Consider the following 20,245-nt stretch of genomic DNA (forward strand, 5'->3'; position numbering starts at 1 on the left):
TATGTTTAAATGGAACACAAATAATATCATTGATGCAACTGGCGGAAGAGACGTAAATGGTTGTAATTGGATACATAGCTCAAATATTTCAACGGACACAAGAAGCATAAAAAAAGGTGATTTATTTATTGCCCTCAAGGGAAAGAATTTTGATGGCCATAATTTTTTGCATGAAGCGTTTTTAAAAGGGGCTGTCGCTGCAATAGTGAGTGAGGGTAAATATAAAAGTTTCCCTCTCATTATTGTACAAGATACCCTGAAAGCTTTGCACGATATGGCATCATATTACATTAGAAATGTTCTTATTGATGCTAAAGTTATTGCAGTTACAGGCAGTGTCGGAAAAACCACTACAAAGGATATGCTACACACTGTTTTATCGCAATATGGAGTGTCCCATGCAAACGAAGGTAACTTAAATAATAATATAGGGTTGCCTTTGACAATTCTAAAAGCTCCAAAAAACTGTCAGTACTTAATTCTTGAAATGGGAATGAATAAAGCTGGTGAAATAAAAGAATTATCAAAAATTAGTAATCCGAATATTGCAGTTATTACCAACATCGAACCTGCACATACTGAAAATTTTTCATCACTATTTGACGTTGCACAAGCGAAGTTAGAAATTCTGTATGGTATGAAAAATAACGGTACTTTGGTTTTAAGCAGAGATAATAAATATTATGATTATCTCTCATCACACGCCAATAGAAATGTAATAAGCTTCGGTAAAGATAAAAATGCTGAAGTTTGTTTACTAAACTTAATAAGAAACGATGAATCTTCTGTCATTTCAGCACTATCTTCTTTCATCCCAGTGCTTGACTACTTGGATCCAGGAAGTTCAATTGCAAATGAGCATATCAGACGGTTGTATAATAAAGACTGGATTCCAGCGTCACGCGCTGGAATGACATCAAACCGAGTTGCTAATAGATTAAGTTTAAAAATCAGGCTGAGTGATAATCAAATTATAAACTGTAATTTACGTGTACAAGGTGAGCATTTTGCTTATTCGCTACTTGCTGTTGCAGCAGTTGTGCAAAGCCTCGGACTTGATTTATCAAAATTACCACTTGCACTTAAGAATTTTAGTGTAGCGAAAGGTAGAGGCAATATTCATAAGGTCAAATGCAATAAAAAATATATACATTTAATTGATGACTCCTATAACGCCAGCCCTGCTTCGATGAAAACTGCAATAAAAACTTTGAGTACATATTCTAATCAGAGAAAAATAGCTTTGCTTGGTGATATGTTGGAACTTGGTGATGAAAGCATAGAGTTTCATACAGATTTGGTTAAGATTATCACAGAAAATAATATAGATAAAGTTTATACAGTTGGTAAATTTATGTTAGAATTGCATGAGCTTTTGCCAGATAATATAAGAGGCACGCATTTTAATGATTCTAATCAATTGAAAAGTGATTTAGCTAACATTATTCAGAATAATGACGCAATTCTAGTTAAAGGCTCACGAGGAATGAAAATGGATCTTATTGTACGGGAATTCGTAATAAAATATTAAGCGAAATCATTGTATTAATTTACAGTAACAAATTATTAGGAACTTTAATTGTGACAAAACGTGTAATTATTTTTGGTGGAACGGGGTTTATAGGGAAACACATCGTAAGACGCTTGGCAGCAGAAGGATATTTAATAAAGATATTCACTCGTAATCAGGAAAAAGCTGCTTGTTTAAAATTGTGTGGCAATTTAGGACAAATATCAATATTTAAAGGCGATTTTTTTGATGAAAAATCAGTTCTGGAGGGTATGGAAGAATGTGATGTAGCTATAAACTTAGTGGGAATATTATATGAAGCAAAAAAGCACGATTTTTACGCTGTTCACGTTAAAATAGCTGAAAGGATAGCAAAAGCTGCAAAAATGAAAAATGTACCTATGATGATACATTTTTCTGCTATGGGAATAGAAAATAGCAAGTTGTCAAAATATGCCAAAAGTAAATTGGAAGGTGAAAAAGCTGTAACTTCAGCATTTCAAAAAGCAATAATAATTAGGCCAAGCCTTGTATTTGGTAAAGAAGACAACTTCTTTAATAAATTTGCAAGATTAGCAACTATTCTTCCTTTCTTACCACTAATTGGCAATGGAACAACTAAATTTCAGCCAATATGTGTAACAGACTTAGCTGAAGTGGTATATCGTATTATCAGTTTTAATAAGCAAGACAAGAAAATTTATAACATGGGTGGACCAAAGGTTTACTCTTTCAAAAGCTTATTGAAGTTTATTCTGAATGTTACTAACAGAAAGTGTTTGTTGATCAATGTATCTTTTCCAATGGCAAAGTTAATAGCTTTCTTTTTAGAAAATAAAATTATTTCTATGCTGCTAAAACCAATAACCGGAGATACGAACCCTATGCTTACTCAAGATCAGGTGAAAGTTATGATGAATAGTTCAATCGAAAAGTCAGTTGACCTTGAAACAATGAAGGTTCGACCATTAGCAATTGAAAATGTGGTGCCAGAGTACTTGAAGATTTATAGAAAGTATTGATAAAAGAGTGTGCCCGGTGGGATTCGAACCTACGACCCACAGCTTAGAAGGCTGTTGCTCTATCCAGCTGAGCTACGGGCACACAACATATATAAAATGCTTCTTAGTACAAGTGAAGTCAAGTACTTCGTGTGAATATGATGTTTATCTTGCGACACCTTGTCATTGCAGTTGTGTGTCGCGCGCTGCCAAAATTGGATGCGAGAAGTCTATTTATTTTAGAAAATATTATATAGAAACTTGCTTGACAAGCCTTGCCAGTCCCCTTATCATGAAACTGAAGCTATTGTATTTGCTTTCGCCAATCTGCAGATTAAAAGGTAAGGATTACTTAATGTATCGGCGTCTTATGTTCAATTTTTTGCAGTATATAGATACTGTATGTCTTTACAAAACTTCATCTACATCTAGATTTTTATCTAAATAAGCTGAACGCGCTTATAAAGCGTTACAAGACATCAAAAAATGCCAATACTCGACAGAGATAGTAAAAGACTAGCTAACTCGGGGATTCTTTGTCTTTTTTTCTGCTTAGTAAACTTCTTAAACATTTGCAGCGTAAGTTAGTTGCAATTAAAAGCAGCTTAATCTTGCTTGTCAAGCGTTTAAAACATAAAAAACGCCAATATTTTAAAGCGGATAATAACCACGGGGCTTCTTTTGCCTTTTTTTCATTTGGTAAATTTCTTAATATTTATAGCTAAACAACAACCGTCATCCCTAAGTATCCCGCTGCTTGTTAGCGGGATCTAGAGATACCGCGACGTCTCACCTATAGCCTTCAGTGCTCCTTTTTTTGTCATCCCAGCGTCACGCGCTGGTTTCAACATTATATCATGAACTTTCTAAAATTCATTGAGTTATGCTTTCAAACGGTAGTGCCGGGGTGTGAGTATAATAATTATCGGTACATAAAAGTCATAGCAGATAGGCTGGAAGCAGCGAGCGCTGGTGAAGTGAAACGAATAATATTCAATATGCCTCCGCGTTCGATGAAGTCCATATGTGTAAGTGTTGCGTGGCCCGCATGGATACTGGGAAATCAGCCAACTGCAAGAATAATAGTTGCAAGTTACTCCCGGCTGCTTAGCGAAAAACACTCGCTCGACACCAGGTGCGTGATGCAGTCTAGTTGGTATAGAGCGCTATTTCCAGAAGTAGAACTATCCAAAGATCAGAATACTAAATATAAATTTCAAACAGTGCAGAGAGGATACAGAATTGCAACATCAGTTGGAGGGACGTTAACCGGTGAAGGTGGAGATTTCATCATCGTGGACGATCCGCTCAGTTCTGCTCAAGCTTTGAGTGAAACGTTTAGAAAGCGTGCTACAAACTGGTTTGACCAGACTTTAGTAACCAGGCTCAACGATAGAAAAAAAGGAGTCATCGTTCTTGTGATGCACAGGCTACACCAGGAGGACTTAACCGGGCACCTTCTCTCCAAACCGAAAAACATATGGAACCATACTTGTTTACCGATGATTTCTGAAAATAAGGAGATCATTTATTCAATCAAAAAGCCAGCGCCTCCTGTTCCTGTCATCCAAGTAACTATAAATGAGCGCATCGGGTGGCTGTATAATAAACCAGTATCACGCATTGCACCTGCAAGGATTTTATACTCAAGAGAAGAAGGTCAGTTGCTATATCCCCTCGATGGAGGAAAAGAAGAAGTTGAGATGATAAAGGTTGAACTTGGGAGTTACGCTTTTGCTGCACAATATCAACAGAACCCTCTGCCACTTTCAAGTGGTATAATTAAACGAGAGTGGTTGAAGCGCTATAGAAATTTTCCTGACGATCTTTCGCATGTAACTCAAAGTTGGGATACTGCGGTTTCAACAAGTAACATGAGCAACTTTAGTGTCTGCACCACCTGGGCAAAAATAGATAATAAATTCTATTTACTTGATGTATATCGCGCAAAGCTTGAGTATCCAAAGCTTAAAGAACAAGTTTTATCACTAGCTGCAAGATGGTCACCACACGCGATTTTGATCGAAGCCAAAACAAGTGGTCAGCAATTAGCACAAGAGCTGAAGGCAAACAGTCATTTGCCCATTATCGAAATAGTGCCACATGATGGTAAGCTCACTCGATTCCACCGGATTGCTCCGATGATAGAGTCTGGCAAGGTTTTTCTGCTGCACCAAGCAGTATGGCTGAACGATTTTGAGTATGAGATTTTAATGTTCCCAGAAACGCGCCACGACGACCAAGTGGACAGTACCGTGCAATATTTGCAGTGGGTGAGAAACAGTACCTCTAGGGTTACGGCTGTACGGGCATTGTGATTTGAGAGCAATTTCCACAAGGGAGGATGTCATCCCAGCGCTCCTTTTTTTGTCATGCAAGTAGCTGACACTGGAATCTAGCTTCTCGTTGCTGCTGCGATCATATACTATTGTAATGAGCCTTCAAAGTCGCTTGAAAATATCAACGTCCAAGGGTTTTCTAAAGAGGGTCAAGAACCTACTTTGTAAAATTCACAAGAACCATTAAAATATTTTTTTACTTTTCATTGTATATTTCTCAACATATTATCTTTAAGTACTAAAATAATTAACAATATGGCATTATTAATAGTTGAATCACCTGCGAAAGCAAAGACGATAGGTAAATATTTGGGTAAAGAGTTCAAAGTAGCTGCATCCTTTGGACATGTGAGGGATCTTCCAGCAAAAAACGGCTCCGTCGATCCGGATAATGATTTTGCTATAAAGTATGAGACCATTGAAAAAGCAGAAAAGTATATAAAAGAGTTAGTAAAAGCCGCAAGCAAAACATCAGATATATATCTTGCAACAGACCCAGACAGAGAAGGGGAAGCAATGGCTTGGCATGTGATAGAGACATTAAAAGAAAAGAAAGCAATCAGTAATGAAAACAACATTTATAGAGTAGTCTTTAATGAGATAACAAAAAGAGCAGTACAAGAAGCAATAAAAAATCCACGTGAAATTAATATGGATTTAGTGCGTGCACAACAAGCACGTAGAGCTTTGGATTATCTAGTTGGATTTAGTTTGTCACCACTGCTGTGGACAAAATTGTCGGGAAGCAAGTCTGCAGGGCGAGTGCAGTCTGTTGCATTAAAGATTATATGCGAACGAGAAGATGAAATTAGTAAATTTATAACACAGGAGTATTGGAGCATAAAAGCAGAAATGCAAAATAGCAAAGATGAGGCTTTTTTTGCTATGCTAAGCCACTATGACAATAAAAAGCTAGAAAAATTTGATATTAAGAATGAAGAAGAAGCAAAGAACTTAGTCAGGGAGATTGAATCAAGGCAATATGCTGTAAGCACAGTAGAACGCAAGCAAGTTAAGAGAAACCCGCTTCCTCCGTTTATTACTTCAAGTCTTCAGCAAGATGCAGTGAATAAACTGTATTTTAATGTGAAAAGTGTTATGCGCATAGCGCAAAATTTATATGAAGGTATCGATATTGGTGGTGAAACTGTAGGGTTGATAACTTACATGCGTACAGATGGGTTTCATATTGCAGATGAGGCTATAAACTCAATTAGAGGGTCAATTAAGTCATTATATGGTGATAAATATTTACCGCAGTCTCCTCGTAAATATGTAAAAAAGGTCAAAAATGCTCAAGAAGCACATGAAGCAATTCGTCCAACTGATATCAATAGAACACCGGGTAGTATTAAGGATTACTTAACGCCAGAGCAATTTAAATTGTATGATTTAACCTGGAAAAGGACCATTGCAAGTCAAATGGAGTCGGCGATTCTTGATCAAGTGGTAGTCGAAATTAGTTCTACTGACCAGAAAGTAGTTCTGCGAGCAAGTGGGTCGAGTATATTCTTTGATGGTTTTTATAGAGTCTACCAAGATAACATGGAAGCCGAAAATGAAGGCCTGCTACCTGCCATGAAGGAAGGGGAAGCATGTAAGCTGATTTCAGTTGAGCCAAAACAGCATTTCACTCAGCCGCCACCTCGTTATAGTGAAGCAAGTATCGTTAAAAAAATGGAAGAAATCGGTATAGGTCGCCCATCAACTTATGCAACAATTATTTCGGTATTACAAGATCGTGAGTACGTTTCATTGGATAGCAAAAGGTTTATTCCAAGCAGTCGTGGTAAAATCGTTACTATATTTTTAGAAACTTTTTTTCAGCGTTGTGTAGAGTATGATTTCACAGCACAAATGGAAGAAAAGCTTGACTTAATTTCAAATGGACATGCAGATTGGAAAAAAGAATTAGGCCACTTTTGGGTGCCATTTTTTGGTCATGTAAACTCTGTCAAGCAAATGACGCATGATGAAGTTTTCAGCGGCATTCACGATTTGGTAATCGATTGGTTTTGTTCAGAAGAAGGAAAAAAAGAGGTGAATACGAAATGTCCTGATTGCTTAGGTGGCATATTGAAATTGAACTTTGGAAAAGCCGGGATGTTCCTTGGATGTTCTAACTATCCTGAATGCAACCATACAAAAGAAATTACGGGCAGTAACGACAATTCAGAATATCCAAAAAGTTTAGGTATAGATGATATAACAGGACAAGAGGTAGTAATTAAAAAAGGTCCTTTTGGGCTTTACCTGCAGTTTAATAATGAGTCAGAAAAGAAAAAGGCGGTTTCTATACCAAAAGATATAAATGTTAATGATATTGATCTGAGCACCGCTACTCAGTTACTTTCCTTGCCGAAAGTAATCGGAGAACACCCTGAAACCGGAAAGGAAGTAAAAATAGGCCTTGGACGATTTGGATACTATATTTTCTATGATGGTAAATACTTTTCTCTTAAGAAAAGCTCCAAAGAGGTGCTGAATACAGAATTGAGCGAAGTTGTACAAATTATTGCAAACAGTCCACGCAAAGAGTTAAAATCTCTCGGGGTTAATGAAAAGGGAAAAGAAGTTTTTATCTGCAACGGTAGGTACGGATTCTATATAAAATGCGGTAAAACAAACGTTGCTTTGGGCAAGAGTGCAGATATTGAGAGTATAGATCTGGAGAAGGCTTTAGAGTTGATTAAGGGTAAGAAGTAGACTTTTATTGAAATATTAGGTAAAGTTAAAATATACTCTAATAATGCGGTGGGATAAATGATATTTTACACACAGGGCGACACTCCAGCTTTATGTAGGTTAGATTACACGGATGTAAGTAAGTTAGTAGGCATACCAAATATCACAAGACTTGATTTAACTGAGTGCAAGATTAGTGTTGAAATTGTAAAAGAATTAGCTGAGCTCAAAAATCTTACTTCACTTCATTTAGGTAAGTGCAAGATTAGTGTTGAAGTTGCAAGAGAATTAGCTAAGCTTATAAATCTTACTTCACTTGATTTAAGTGAGTGCAAGATTAGTGTTGAAGCTGCAGGAGAATCAGCTAAGTTCACAAATCTTACTTCACTTAATTTAGCTGGGCACAAGATTAGTGTTAAAGATGCAAAAGAATTAGCCAAACTTACAAATCTTACTTCACTTGATTTAGGTAAGTGCAAGATTAGTGTTGGAGTTGCAAAAGAATTAACCAAACTTACAAATCTTACTTCACTTGATTTAGGTAAGTGCAAGATTAGTGTTGGAGTTGCAAAAGAATTAACCAAACTTACAAATCTTACTTCACTTAATTTAGCTGGGCACAAGATTAGTGTTAAAGATGCAAAAGAATTAGCCAAACTTACAAATCTTACTTCACTTGATTTAGGTAAGTGCAAGATTAGTGTTGGAGTTGCAAAAGAATTAACCAAACTTACAAATCTTACTTCACTTGATTTAGGTAAGTGCAAGATTAGTGTTGGAGTTGCAAAAGAATTAACCAAACTTACAAATCTTACTTCACTTCATTTAGCTGGGTGCAATATTGGTGTTGAAGTTGCAAAAGAATTAACCAAACTTACAAATCTTACTTTACTCAATTTAATTGGTTGCAAGATTAGCAATGAAGTTGCAAAAGAATTAGATAAACTCAAAAAAAATCTTCCTTCACTTAATATAATTGGTTACAAGATTAGCGGTAAAGGTGCAAACGTAAAATTGCAGGATGAGGTATCAAACTCGCAAGAAAAACTTAAAAGCAGTAGCAAATACTATATTTGTGGAGCAACAGTTGGTTTAGTTATTGGTCTAGTTGCAGCATATTGTTTAGGGGCTGCTGCTTTAACTCCTGTTGGTGTTTCTGTTGCAGCGTTTATTGCATCTGCTGTGGTTGGCGCGTTACTCGGAGCTGGGGTGGGTTATGCTGTGGTGCGCCAAGGTGCGCCAAGGTGCGCCAAGAAGTGCTTGGAGAACAGTTGGTGAAAATCCAACACAAACAAAGTCTAGCCAACAGTTTGGAACAGACCACTATGTTGCATGAGGTAACGAGTGTAATAGAGCTAGTGGGATGGACAATGCAGGGCACAACGGAAGTGAAGGAGTGGAGTCCCGAAATACCTGAAGACATAGAGGTCGACATGTTCATGGCCATGGAAGACAGCATGAAGGATAACGTAAAGGCAAGTTATCACTCACTCTATCGGGATCTGAGACCGTGCCATGTATTGAAATGGACTTCAAGTGAACTTGGGAGATCCCATGCATTCCTATTAAGGTACGTTGGAACAAGTCAACAAAGGCAAGAACTAGCGGAAGATGCAGGGGAAGTCGGACTGATTGATAGTACTCAGAATGTGGGAAAGCCACGTACAAGGGGAAGCGATCAGCAATATAGTAACTGGAATAGGGATTGCTATGCCAATACAACGGAGGTAGGAATAACATGCGATATAAACTAAACCAGATAGCAGTAAGAGCAAAGCAAGATAAGCGACTAAAATTCACATCGTTAGTCCATCTGATAAATACAGAGAATCTTGCGAGATGTTATAAAGAACTGAAGCGTAACAAGGCTTGTGGAGTAGACCAGATAACAGTGGAATCATACGGAGAAAATCTGAATGAGAAACTCGAAGTGCTAGTAGAAAGTATGAAGAGGAAGCAATATCAACCACAACCAGTAAAGAGGGTATATATACCGAAAGCTGGAAGTAAAGAGAAACGCGGACTCGGAATACCATCGACCGAGGATAAATTAGTACAGATTATGCTGAAGAAGATATTAGAAAATATTTACGAGGCAAACTTTCTGGACAGCTCATATGGATTTCGACCAGGAAGAAACTGTCATCAAGCGGTAAATGCACTAGATAAAGCAGTTATGTACAAGCCAATAAACTACATTGTAGAAGTGGATATCAAGAAGTTCTACGATAATATACAGCATAAATGGCTAATGAGGTGTCTAAGGGAACGAATAACTGACCCAAATTTGCTGTGGTTAGTAAAGCGGTTTCTCAAGGCAGGGATAGTCGAAGCTGGAAATTATGAAGCAACAAAACAAGGTACACCACAAGGCGGTATAGTAAGTCCTGTATTAGCAAATATATACTTACATTATGTGTTGGATTTATGGATAGAAAAGAAATTTAAACCAAGATCCAGAGGATATATACAAGTAATAAGGTTTTGCGATGATTTTGTGGTTTGTTGCGAAAGTAAGGTAGACGCGGAAGAATTTCTGGAATTACTGAAACAAAGGCTAAATAAATTTGGGTTGGAAGTATCTGAAAACAAGACCAGAGTAGTAAAGTTTGGCAAGAGGGAGTGGCAACGAGCGATAAGAGAGAAACGAAGGACGGAAAGTTTCAATTTTCTGGGGTTTACGCACTATGGTGCAAAAAGTCGTCGTGGTAGATTAATGATGGGACATAAAACCTCTAAGTTAAATCTAGCCAGAAAACTAAAAGAAATCAAGGAGTGGTTGAAAATAGTCCGCGGAAGTATTCGACTTAAAGATTGGTGGCAAGTACTGAAGGCTAAATTAACAGGACACTATAACTACTTTGGTATTAGCGGAAATTATTGGTGTTTGAAACAATTTTACACATCAGTAAGAAAGCTAGCATTTAAATGGATAAATCGGCGTAGTCAGAAAAAGAGTATGACCTGGGAACAGTTTGTACACTACGTAGAAGTAAATCCATTACCAAAGCCAAAAATACATTTTTCTTTATATGCATAAGAGGGACGACTGTGAAAACTAATATTGATGAGCCGTGTGCGGGAAATCTGCAAGCACGGTTCTTTAGGGGGAGTTGTAGTAATAAAACTCAAACGAGAGGAGTAAAGCTACAGCTTCTACCGAACAGTACATATCTTGAAAGCACTGAATTAAACAATATGCAACCACGAAGGAGTTGTTGAAGATCCGTGTTAAATTCTAGTACAGGAGCTTTTTTCTAATGCTAAAGTTTACAGTTGAAACAAACCACCTGGCCACGTGGAACTGATTTCAGTTTATCAGTTGAAACTTGATTTGAGCAGAGTATGCATTTTATTGTGTTGCTTGGAGTAAGTGAGTTATCAACAGCAATTCTATCATCAAAAACAAAACACTCACCTTCCCAATTACCATTTTTATTATAAGTTTTTTCAAGGTAAGAAAGAATGCCGCCTTTAAGATGGTAAACATCACTAAATCCAAGATTTTTCATGTACGCTGTTGATTTTTCGCATCTAATCCCACCAGTGCAGTACATAGCTACTTTCAGGTCTTTACTCTCAGAGAAAGACTTTGCCCACTCAGGAAAATCGCGAAAACGCTGAGTATGTGGATTGATTGCATTTTTAAACTTGCCTAATTTCACTTCATACTTATTTCGTGTATCTATTACTAAAACGTCAGGTTGAGAAGTAAAATCATCCCAATGCTCTGGATCAACATATTTACCTTTAAGGGAAATATCAAGATTGCCTACACCAAGATTCACAATCTCTCTTTTTAATTTTACCTTCATCTTGCTAAATGGTTGATATTCTGCTGCACTCTCTTTCCATGTAAGGTCCCTTAGCCTATAATCAGAACGTAGAAAATCGAATATTTTATCAATCGCGTTTCTTTCACCAGATACGGTTGCATTAATACCCTCTTCTGCAAGGAGTATAGTACCCTTTAATTCAATGTTGTCGCATGCAGTTTTTATTTCGTCTTTCATGTCATAATAATTAGAGAGTTCTACAAAGTGATAGAAAGTTGCAATGACGAAGCTCATGATTATTCACTTATCAACTAAAAACATGATATACAAAATTATAAAGATATTCAATAGTACGGCTGTTAATTACTGGATATCTTTAGTTTTTACATATAACATTTTAATATCAAATATAGATCCAAATTAATGTTTTTGAGAGTATTTAAAAATATATTCTTATTTTCAGTAAGTATATTATTCGTCTGTCCTATACTATCGTTAATATCGATTCTATTTACAGAATCAGCAAATTCTGGATGGGTAATCAGCACACTTTTCCCTGAATATATACTGAGTACGCTAATTTTGATGATAGGAGTGGGGGGGATATCCTTCATATTTGGAGTGATTCCAGCATGGCTCACCACATTTTTTTCATTTCCTGGAAGTAAAATTTTTGAGATTGCTTTGTTCTTTCCGATATCGATTCCTGGATATATAGTAGCGTTCGTCTATGTGAATACACTAGAATTTTCAGGTCCGGTGCAGAGCTCATTAAGAGACATTTTAGAGTGGGGCAAAGGTGACTATTGGTTTCCTGAAATAAAATCCCTAGGTGGTGGAATATTAGTAATGGGATTTAGTTTATATCCATACGTTTATATGCTAGTCCGCTCAAGTCTAAAGAATGTTAGTAACTCAGTCACTATTGCGTCAACACTTGGGTTCTCCTCATTGAAGAGCCTGTTTTCTGTCATCATACCTTCCATACATCCATCAATTATAGCTGGGTTGTCCTTGGTGCTAATGGAGGTAATTACAGATTTCGGCACACCACAGTTTCTTGCTATCGATACTTTTACGACAGGAATATATCGCACCTGGTTTTTACTGCATGATAAATATTCAACTACTGTTTTAGCAGTTGCAGAATTGATTTTCGTTGCAACACTAATAGCTATCGAAAAAAAACTACAAAAAAAAGGAATATCTTACTCTTCAATCAACACTAATGCAGATTATCACAACAAACGGGGTGTAAGTGGTGCTATACCGTTAATTTGCACTTATGTTATGTGTGCATTACCAATATTGATAGGGTTTATTTTGCCAATGATTCCACTCATATATTGGAGCATAGAGAAGGGGTTTTTCATATACGAAGCAAGGTTCTATAATATAATAGCAAATAGCGTTAGTTTATCATTTATTACCGCATTAATCTCAATTAGCATTGCAATAATGATTGGATATACGGCGCGTAAAAGTAAGGTAATCAATAATGTAGCACGTCTCATTTCTTTAGGCTACACAATTCCAAATGCAATTATCGCAATTAGCATAATAATATTTTTAAGCAGAATATCTTCTTTCATTACTCAATATATTGTGGAAATTAGCTTGGTAGGAACTATTGGCGCATTAGTTTACTCATATTTATTTCGTTTTTTTGCTATATCTTTCAAGGCGGTAGAATCAGGGCTCAAAAAAACACCAAATGAAATTGAGTGGACTGCATATACTATGGGTCATGGACCTATTTCCACATGTTTGAATGTTCATATCCCTCTCATCAAGAAGAGTATATTATCGGGATTTTTGCTCGTATTTATGGATACTATCAAAGAGCTCACAGCAACACTTATTATAAGACCATTTAATTTTGAAACTATATCAACTAGAATATATGAACTTGTAAGCGATGAGCGCTATAGAGAAGCTGCCCCATTTTCGTTAATAATAGTTATAATAGGCTTAATCTCTACAATAACCTTATTTACACTTGATGATAAGGATAAAAAATAAACGTAACCGTTCACAGATTTCCACTTAATTCTTCAATCTCACTAATAGAAAGGCCAGTAAACTTGACAATAGTGTTGACATCAACATTATTAGCCAGCATTGCTTTTGCGACTTCAATTTTCCCTTCAATTTTCCCTTCCTCTTTACCAATTTTTTTGCCTTTTTCAGTAGCAAGATCAAGTCTGTATTCAAGAATGGCTTCTTCTTTCCGTAGATCCATTATCCTTTCTTCGTAAGCTACTAAATCTTTTTCGTTCCAACGAAACTTGTCTAATTCATCATATGCTAGCTTTATTATTGGCGCTTTTTCTGCTATCTCTTTTAAGTCCTCTTCTGTTGTTTCTTCTGCGTATTTAAAAAAGAAACACCACCTTTCTACTATACTTTCTAACTGCTCTACTTTATTTTTTGCGAATTTAGGCAACTCAATAAAGACAAACTGAAAATCTTTTAAGTAATGGCCGTTAGTTTTTATATCACGTATATTGTGAGTAGAAATATAATCAACTTCTTCAGGAAGTAAGTTACAATTTGATATAGCAATAAAGAAGACTTTCTTTAAATCAATGTAGTTGCCAGATTTATCTAATTGTCTTGAGTAGGCTTTAGCGGCATATAATTGAGCGCGTTTTTCGAAGCCCTTGTCTCTAGCGAGCTGCATTTCTGCTATATATCTATTTCCGTGAGAATCCTTGCAGAGAACATCAACAATACTTTGTTTATCAGAGGCAACTTCGGGATCCATAATAGTGCTAAGAAACTCAACTTCTTGTATTGCATTTATCTCAGTAAACCCTAAAATATCGTTCAAAAAGTGGATCAGGATATTCTTATTTTTTTCCGTTCCAAAGATTTTTTTGAAACACAAATCATTGCGAGGATCGAGAAATTTTGAAAGAGCCATGGCAAAAATGCTTGAAAATATTAATAATTATACACTATTATTAACAATTATTCAACCATATTTTTGAAGATAGCTAGTTTCTGTATTTATTTTAAATTGAAGAAAGCTCAAATGAAAGATCGTGCTTTGCTAAAAATCACAGAATGCAGTCTGGTTACAAATAAACTATTTTGACAGTTAATGGGGTCTAGTTTTGATGTATGGACTATCCAAAGAAAAGGGTGGTATCATAACTTCAAAAACTTTTATGCTTTCTTCATTCAGAAATTCATACTTACCCTGCATTATTCCTGACGGTACATTTAAGTAGGTTCCACTTGTGTATTTAAATACCTCTCCAGATTTTATCACAGGCTGTTCTCCGATAACACCAACTCCGGCAATTTCATTTACTTTGCCCTTATAATCTATTATTTGCCAATGACGACTTAACAATTGAATAGTTGATTGGCTTTTGTTTTTTATCTTAACGTTATACATCCATACATAGCAATTTTCATAAGGAATGGATTGCTCTTCAATGTAAATTGGTAAAACTGTAACTTCAACAAAGTTGGTAGTCAATGTGTATTCTAGAATCATTATAGAATATTCATGATAAAAAGATAACATTCTAATTATATACTTTTTTCATAGATTTTTCAAGTATACTTTAATTAGGAAATATCAATTTATAGTATGAATGAACCAGATGCGCTGAGCAAAAAAGTAATAGGAATAATAGGTGGTGGACAATTAGGTAAAATGACTGCTATCGCTGCAACAAAACTTGGACAAAAAACACATGTTTTTGCCAGTGCTAAAGACGATCCGGCTTGCTCTGTTGCTGATGATTTCACAATAGCAGATTTCTCTGATAAGAAAGCTCTTGAATCTTTTGCACAGAGTGTGGATTTAGTTACTATTGAGTCTGAAAATATTCCATGTAGTGCAATTGATATCGATGTAAATTTTTATCCGGGTAAAAAAGCGTTACACATTTCGCAGAACAGACTGAGAGAAAAGGATTTTATTAAAAACTTGGGTATAAAAACTGCTAACTATAAGAGTATACAAAATTATAATGAGCTACTGAAAAGCAGTAGAGCTTTTGGCTATCCAATAAGGCTGAAAACAACAGAAATGGGTTACGATGGAAAAGGACAATATGTGCTTGAGAATGATTCTGAAGTGAAGCAATTTGCTTCCTTTGATTGGAATACAGAGTACATTCTTGAAGCAAGTGTTGATTTACTGAAAGAGGTTTCAATAGTCGTTGCAAGAGATAAAAACTGTAAAGTAGCTTTTTTTCCTATAGCAGAAAATTACCACGTTGATGGAATACTTGATACTTCAACAGTGCCAGCTAAAATAGATAGCAAATTAACTCAAGAGGTACAACGAGCTGCAAAGAAAATAGCAAATGCGCTTGATGTAATAGGAATTCTGGCTATTGAATTTTTTGTTACTAAAGATAACGAATTGTTAGTTAATGAACTAGCTCCCAGACCTCACAATTCTTGCCACTGGAGCTTGGATGCATGTAACGTTAGTCAATTTGAACAGCTAGTTAGGATAATATGCGGGCTACCTATGCAGGAAGTAGTATTACGCTTTCCTTGTATGACAAAAAATATAATAGGTAATGATATATATGATTCTCATAAGTATTTGAGCAACGAAAAAGCTAGTTTAACCATATATGGGAAAAAAGAGGTTAGAGATAAGCGTAAAATGGGACATGTCAATATAGATTTAAGTTAACAGTTTTTCTACGTCATACCGCCACAACTGTACGAACATTGTGATATGAGAATAATCTCCGCCAGGAAGGGTGTCATCCCAGTGCCCAGACACTGGGATCCAGTTTTCCATATAATCTCATCGAAAACGTTGTAACCACTTTCTATGCTAGTTTGCTTGCTTACAAGCAAACTTTTCTGGATCCCAGTGTCTGGGCACTGGGATGACACCCTCTTGGATGGAAACCAGCGTCAGCTACTTGAATGACAGCAGTCCTACGTCATGCCGCCGCGGTATCTCTAGATCCCGCTAACACGTAGCGGGATGACGGTTGTCGTTTAGCCATAAATGTTTAAGAAATTTACCAAACGAAAAAAAAGGCAAAAGAAGCCCCGTGGTTGGCTAGTTACTTACATTATACTTTCAAGTATGGCGTTTTTTTATTCTAAACGTTTAATAACCGCGATTCATCTGCTTTTAAGCCGCAACTAATCTAAATTATAAACATTAAGAAATTTACTAAACAGAAAAAAAGGCAAAGAAAACCTAGGGTAGCTAATTACTCACTATCCATTTTTTAAGTTGGCGTTTTTTGATGTTTTAAATGCTTTATAAGCGCATTTTAGCTTGTATAGCTAGAAATTTGATAAAGACATAAGGTGCACATAGTGCAAAAAATTAAACATGAGACGCCAAATACGTTGAGTTTTTTTGTCATTTAATCTGTACAGAGAAGATAAATAAATAGCTTCAGTTTCATGATAAGGGGGCTGGCGAAGGGTGTCAAGTAAGTTTTTTCGTTTCTATTTCCAATAAAAGTTTGTATGCAATAACACAGAAGCATGCACTGCTATTCCTTCATTTCTTCCAATATAACCTAATTTCTCTGCAGTGGTTGCTTTGATATTTACAAATTCATCATCAATTTCTAATGCTTTTGATATGAATTTCTTCATTTCTACTTTGTAAGGCGATATTTTAGGCTCTTCACAAACTATAGTAATATCTAAATTAGACACGCTGTACCCTTTTTCTTTTGCTTTTTTAGCAGCAAAGTCAAGAAAGTGAGATGAATTGCAATCTTTCCATTCAGAGGAACTAGGAGGAAAGTGCTCTCCTATGTCGCCACATCCCAGTGCTCCGAGTATTGCATCAACGATTGCATGTATTGCAACATCACCATCAGAGTGCGCTTCTATTGCCATGTTGTGTTCAATTTTCACACCGCAAATTTTTATAAAGCTTTCAGCACCATTTTGAACTTTAATGAACTTATGTATATCATAACCGGCTCCGACACGAAATTTTGGCTCTTCAAAAAGAAGCTTTGCCATATTGATATCCTCTTTTGTGGTTAACTTAAAATTGCTTTTCTCACCTTTAATAATCGCAACATGTTTTTTGTGCTCTACCATTAGTGATGAATCGTCAGTAAATTCTTTGACTGATTGATGGCATGATAATAATTCTTTGAAATTAAAAATTTGAGGGGTTTGTATGGCTCTGAGCTTTCCTCTTGAAATCGTAGATTCAATAAAACTATTACTCACCAATGACATAGTGTCTTCAACTTCTATTGCTGGAACTACTCCTGTATATTGATCATTAATCATAGATTCAACCAAGTTATCTATCAGAACATCTGACACAAAAGGCCTACAAGCATCGTGTATAACTACAAAATCTGGGTTAACTTTTTGTAAGCTTTCAAGCCCTAGTTTAACTGAACTTTGCCTGTTTTCTCCTCCGTATACAGGGCTTAGTAATTTAGTGTCTGTAATTAGTGATATAGCTTTCTCATAGAAACTTTCATGGTCTCTATTAATTGCTATTCTTATGTAATCTATATATTGGTTAGCCAGAAATCTTTTAATTGTATGAAATAAAACAGATTTACCTGCCAGTTTTATATATTGCTTAGGAATCGTAGAATTGCATCTACTGCCTACTCCCGCTGCAACTATTAATGCTGCTATTTTGTATTTCTTAGCGCACATATTTCTTTTTGTAGAAGCTTTCCTCTCTATCCAAGATTCTTTCCGAAAAATAAAATTTCTGACATCATATAAAAGTTACTTCCCCTATTAACTAGCATAATTATAATAGCAAAAGAGATATTTAGAGAGCTCAAAATCTATCTTTGCCTGCGGATTAAACAACTAAATTTTAGTAAAAAATGATAGTATTACAAATCGTAAAATACTTTCAACATAGGAAAAATAAATTGCATATTTTTCAGTAAATTAGCTATGCTAAACACATGCAAAAACGTCATATAACTATTTGTTTCATACTGCTTTTTATAATAGGGATGTTATTCCTGATGCGTCCTATGATTTTTCCATGTTTAATATCTATTATTATTGCATATTTGTTTAATCCGCTAGTAGTCAAGTTTGAAAAGTATAGAATACCACGTTCATGTTCTGTAATTTTTATAATACTTATTTTATTAATAGCTTTTATACTAGTCATAACATTTGTTTTACCTATTATATATGTTCAAATTACTTCAATATTAAATTTCTTAGTGAGTAAAGTGCCTTCATTAAAGTTTAAAGTAATCCCCTCTGTATTAGAATTTCTTAATATGAAAATCGAGGATAGCTTATTTGATCATTTATCTAAAAATCTAGCAGAAAATTACAGCAACTATGTTCTCTAATTGCATGAAAGTCAATAATAATTTTTTGTATCATGAAAAATATTTTTTGATGTAAAACTCAGGTCTGATACAACCTTTTATTTACTATCGTATTATCTTATTCAATCAAAAGGGGTTTTATTGGCAATAAAAACACCAGCACTAAATTTCTAATTAATCCCTTTTAAATTATGCAGCCAATGAATATGTGGATAAATACGCCACACACGCCACACACATTTAAAGTATTTATCCACATATTCATTAAGCTTATAAAAACTAAGGTATCATTCTTTCCCTCCATAGTCTTAATATAAGTTAAAATAGCATGCTTCCATGGTTCTCTCCGCGGTCTGATATGGCTAATTTGTATTTTAGCCAAGCCGCACTATACTTGTTAGGCGGAAGTGGACGGCAACATGTGTCTTACGAAGTCTATGCTTCAACCTAGGATCTTGCTTATCCCTTCCATCGGCATTGCTATCTTTACTTTACATCAAATTATCTACTTTTTGCATTTATTGATAACAAAATTCTGTTTTACTAACCAATATCCTATGCATAATTACAGACAACTTCCGCGCTACGGCAACAATTGCTTTCTTCATACCCTTCTTTTTTGCAAGCCTCAATCCCCAGCTTCTCAATTTAAATTTCCTTTTACATTTTACCAGTAAGACTTGTGCTGCTTCGTACAACACATTCCTACATTCTACTGGTCCCATTTTTGATATACTTCCATGCCGATCAATCTCTCCAGAAGCGTACTGTCTTGGGCTCAATCCCATATAGGCTCCAACTGCATAAGATGTTTCAAACCTATATGCATCATCTATCGCAGCTTTGTATGTCATTGCTACTATAATACCAACTCCTGGAACAGTAGTTAATAATTTACAATCCTCATCTTTTTTACCTTGCTCTGAGAGCATTTTGTCAAGTTTTCTTATCGATTCTTCTATTGTTTCTAAGCTATGTACTAATACTTCAATTGAGTTCTTGCTAATTTCATCTAGCTCATTAATTATTTCTTGCACTTTTAAAACGAAACTTGTAGATCTGGCACGCTGATCAATTTTTATCCCGTATATTTTTAATAATCCTCTTATTGTTCCCTCAATTTTCCCTCTGCTACGTGTTAATTGTCTTCTGCTTCCAAGCATTATTTTAATCTGACAAGCTTCATCTGACTTTACTAATACCTCTTTAAATAGCCCAACTCTCATCATTTGTGCTATACCTCTTGCATCATTTTTATCATTCTTATTGATTCTTGCAGACAATGCTGCTGCCATATGCCTTGCATCTACACAAGTTACTGGCAATCCAAATCTCCTCAATTCTTTGCACATTGATATTGATAGTTGTCCACTTTCTATCCCTATTGCTTCATATTTTTTGCTTTGACTAAGCAAATACTCCGCTATTGTACTGCTTTCACTTACAATAACTTCTTCTTTAACAATTTTTCCTTTCTCATCAATGATACTGATAAAAGTTTCCTTGAGTGAGACATCTAATCCACTATAATATTTCATGAGGCTGCTCCTACTGTAAAAGTTTAAATTATTTTTGAAGAACTAATTCTATTGAACTTGTTACTTCGTGCTAAAATAATGGAGTATGTCTCTCCATCATTCAA

The 20,245-nt window shown here is 35.6% G+C and carries 17 protein-coding genes, 1 tRNA gene and 1 pseudogene; 11 read left to right on the top strand and 8 right to left on the bottom strand.

Going from position 1 to position 20,245, the window contains the following annotated elements; genetic code table 11:
* Position 1: 1 nt before the first annotated feature.
* Positions 2–1,531, top strand: a complete 1,530-nt coding sequence (locus AAGD84_RS00590; RefSeq protein ID WP_264722934.1) for a UDP-N-acetylmuramoyl-tripeptide--D-alanyl-D-alanine ligase — start codon at positions 2–4, stop codon at positions 1,529–1,531.
* A 50-nt stretch (positions 1,532–1,581) separates the two neighbouring features.
* Positions 1,582–2,532 (top strand): complex I NDUFA9 subunit family protein, encoded by a 951-nt coding sequence (locus AAGD84_RS00595; protein WP_012673411.1) that lies wholly within the window; start codon positions 1,582–1,584, stop codon positions 2,530–2,532.
* A gap of 8 nt (positions 2,533–2,540) precedes the next feature.
* Here AAGD84_RS00595 and AAGD84_RS00600 read toward each other — a convergent pair.
* Positions 2,541–2,614, bottom strand: a tRNA-Arg gene (locus tag AAGD84_RS00600).
* A 754-nt stretch (positions 2,615–3,368) separates the two neighbouring features.
* Between AAGD84_RS00600 and terL the strand changes: the two genes are divergently transcribed.
* From terL to AAGD84_RS00630, 6 genes are all read left to right on the top strand, one after another.
* On the top strand, positions 3,369–4,829 hold the full coding sequence (gene terL, locus AAGD84_RS00605) for a phage terminase large subunit (protein ID WP_341818030.1): 1,461 nt from the start codon (positions 3,369–3,371) through the stop codon (positions 4,827–4,829).
* Between the two features lie 276 nt (positions 4,830–5,105).
* Entirely contained in the window at positions 5,106–7,556 is a 2,451-nt protein-coding gene (gene topA / locus AAGD84_RS00610) for a type I DNA topoisomerase (protein ID WP_341818031.1), read from the top strand.
* A gap of 57 nt (positions 7,557–7,613) precedes the next feature.
* Complete coding sequence (locus AAGD84_RS00615; protein ID WP_341818032.1) at positions 7,614–8,813, top strand: hypothetical protein; 1,200 nt, start codon at positions 7,614–7,616, stop codon at positions 8,811–8,813.
* A complete protein-coding gene (locus tag AAGD84_RS00620; protein ID WP_341817816.1) occupies positions 8,780–9,289 on the top strand; it encodes a hypothetical protein in 510 nt (169 codons plus the stop codon). The genes AAGD84_RS00615 and AAGD84_RS00620 overlap by 34 nt, the downstream gene beginning before the upstream one ends.
* On the top strand, positions 9,274–10,575 hold the full coding sequence (gene ltrA / locus AAGD84_RS00625; RefSeq protein WP_338476458.1) for a group II intron reverse transcriptase/maturase: 1,302 nt from the start codon (positions 9,274–9,276) through the stop codon (positions 10,573–10,575). The genes AAGD84_RS00620 and ltrA overlap by 16 nt, the downstream gene beginning before the upstream one ends.
* An 11-nt stretch (positions 10,576–10,586) precedes the next feature.
* Positions 10,587–10,757 (top strand): hypothetical protein, encoded by a 171-nt coding sequence (locus AAGD84_RS00630; RefSeq protein WP_265038132.1) that lies wholly within the window; start codon positions 10,587–10,589, stop codon positions 10,755–10,757.
* A 41-nt stretch (positions 10,758–10,798) separates the two neighbouring features.
* Here AAGD84_RS00630 and AAGD84_RS00635 read toward each other — a convergent pair whose 3' ends face one another.
* Both AAGD84_RS00635 and AAGD84_RS00640 read right to left on the bottom strand, forming a co-directional pair.
* Entirely contained in the window at positions 10,799–11,605 is an 807-nt protein-coding gene (locus AAGD84_RS00635) for a rhodanese-related sulfurtransferase (protein WP_341818033.1), read from the bottom strand.
* Positions 11,606–11,694: 89 nt separating this feature from the next.
* Positions 11,695–11,925 (bottom strand): hypothetical protein, encoded by a 231-nt coding sequence (locus AAGD84_RS00640; RefSeq protein ID WP_264723484.1) that lies wholly within the window; start codon positions 11,923–11,925, stop codon positions 11,695–11,697.
* Here AAGD84_RS00640 and AAGD84_RS00645 point away from each other — a divergent pair.
* The gene (locus AAGD84_RS00645; protein ID WP_341818178.1) at positions 11,816–13,333 is read left to right on the top strand and encodes an iron ABC transporter permease; all 1,518 of its coding nucleotides are present in this window, start codon (positions 11,816–11,818) and stop codon (positions 13,331–13,333) included. The genes AAGD84_RS00640 and AAGD84_RS00645 overlap by 110 nt on opposite strands.
* Before the next feature lie 10 nt (positions 13,334–13,343).
* Here AAGD84_RS00645 and AAGD84_RS00650 read toward each other — a convergent pair whose 3' ends face one another.
* Together AAGD84_RS00650 and apaG are read right to left on the bottom strand one after the other, a co-directional pair.
* Entirely contained in the window at positions 13,344–14,237 is an 894-nt protein-coding gene (locus AAGD84_RS00650) for an Rpn family recombination-promoting nuclease/putative transposase (RefSeq protein ID WP_264374022.1), read from the bottom strand.
* Between the two features lie 177 nt (positions 14,238–14,414).
* Positions 14,415–14,816: a Co2+/Mg2+ efflux protein ApaG gene (gene apaG, locus AAGD84_RS00655; protein WP_179951370.1), complete on the bottom strand. Its 402-nt coding sequence runs from the start codon at positions 14,814–14,816 to the stop codon at positions 14,415–14,417.
* 99 nt (positions 14,817–14,915) lie between these two features.
* Between apaG and AAGD84_RS00660 the strand changes: the two genes are divergently transcribed.
* Positions 14,916–15,980: a 5-(carboxyamino)imidazole ribonucleotide synthase gene (locus AAGD84_RS00660; protein WP_006279559.1), complete on the top strand. Its 1,065-nt coding sequence runs from the start codon at positions 14,916–14,918 to the stop codon at positions 15,978–15,980.
* An 8-nt stretch (positions 15,981–15,988) separates the two neighbouring features.
* Here the strand turns inward: AAGD84_RS00660 and AAGD84_RS00665 are convergent, their stop codons facing one another.
* Together AAGD84_RS00665 and AAGD84_RS00670 are read right to left on the bottom strand one after the other, a co-directional pair.
* Positions 15,989–16,150: a hypothetical protein gene (locus AAGD84_RS00665; protein WP_264723110.1), complete on the bottom strand. Its 162-nt coding sequence runs from the start codon at positions 16,148–16,150 to the stop codon at positions 15,989–15,991.
* A 612-nt stretch (positions 16,151–16,762) separates the two neighbouring features.
* A complete protein-coding gene (locus AAGD84_RS00670) occupies positions 16,763–17,956 on the bottom strand; it encodes a bifunctional 2-C-methyl-D-erythritol 4-phosphate cytidylyltransferase/2-C-methyl-D-erythritol 2,4-cyclodiphosphate synthase (RefSeq protein ID WP_155969285.1) in 1,194 nt (397 codons plus the stop codon).
* Positions 17,957–18,219: 263 nt separating this feature from the next.
* Between AAGD84_RS00670 and AAGD84_RS00675 the strand changes: the two are divergent.
* A pseudogene (locus AAGD84_RS00675) lies at positions 18,220–18,618 on the top strand (AI-2E family transporter); the annotation flags it as partial.
* A gap of 503 nt (positions 18,619–19,121) precedes the next feature.
* Here the strand turns inward: AAGD84_RS00675 and AAGD84_RS00680 are convergent.
* Entirely contained in the window at positions 19,122–20,141 is a 1,020-nt protein-coding gene (locus AAGD84_RS00680) for an IS110 family transposase (RefSeq protein ID WP_265037747.1), read from the bottom strand.
* Positions 20,142–20,245 lie beyond the last annotated feature (104 nt).

The sequence above is a fragment of the Wolbachia endosymbiont (group A) of Andrena fulva genome (genome assembly GCF_964026815.1).
Lineage (GTDB): Bacteria > Pseudomonadota > Alphaproteobacteria > Rickettsiales > Anaplasmataceae > Wolbachia > Wolbachia pipientis.

Bases quoted from the DNA above. Each gene is read 5' to 3' on its own strand.
- terL (WP_341818030.1), top strand. From the start codon at position 3,369: ATGAACTTTCTAAAATTCATTGAGTTATGCTTTCAAACGGTAGTGCCG.
- AAGD84_RS00670 (WP_155969285.1), bottom strand. From the start codon at position 17,956: ATGTGCGCTAAGAAATACAAAATAGCAGCATTAATAGTTGCAGCGGGA.
- topA (WP_341818031.1), top strand. From the start codon at position 5,106: ATGGCATTATTAATAGTTGAATCACCTGCGAAAGCAAAGACGATAGGT.
- AAGD84_RS00615 (WP_341818032.1), top strand. From the start codon at position 7,614: ATGATATTTTACACACAGGGCGACACTCCAGCTTTATGTAGGTTAGAT.
- ltrA (WP_338476458.1), top strand. From the start codon at position 9,274: ATGCGATATAAACTAAACCAGATAGCAGTAAGAGCAAAGCAAGATAAG.
- AAGD84_RS00680 (WP_265037747.1), bottom strand. From the start codon at position 20,141: ATGAAATATTATAGTGGATTAGATGTCTCACTCAAGGAAACTTTTATC.
- AAGD84_RS00660 (WP_006279559.1), top strand. From the start codon at position 14,916: ATGAATGAACCAGATGCGCTGAGCAAAAAAGTAATAGGAATAATAGGT.
- AAGD84_RS00635 (WP_341818033.1), bottom strand. From the start codon at position 11,605: ATGAGCTTCGTCATTGCAACTTTCTATCACTTTGTAGAACTCTCTAAT.
- AAGD84_RS00650 (WP_264374022.1), bottom strand. From the start codon at position 14,237: ATGGCTCTTTCAAAATTTCTCGATCCTCGCAATGATTTGTGTTTCAAA.
- AAGD84_RS00590 (WP_264722934.1), top strand. From the start codon at position 2: ATGTTTAAATGGAACACAAATAATATCATTGATGCAACTGGCGGAAGA.
- AAGD84_RS00640 (WP_264723484.1), bottom strand. From the start codon at position 11,925: ATGAAGGATATCCCCCCCACTCCTATCATCAAAATTAGCGTACTCAGT.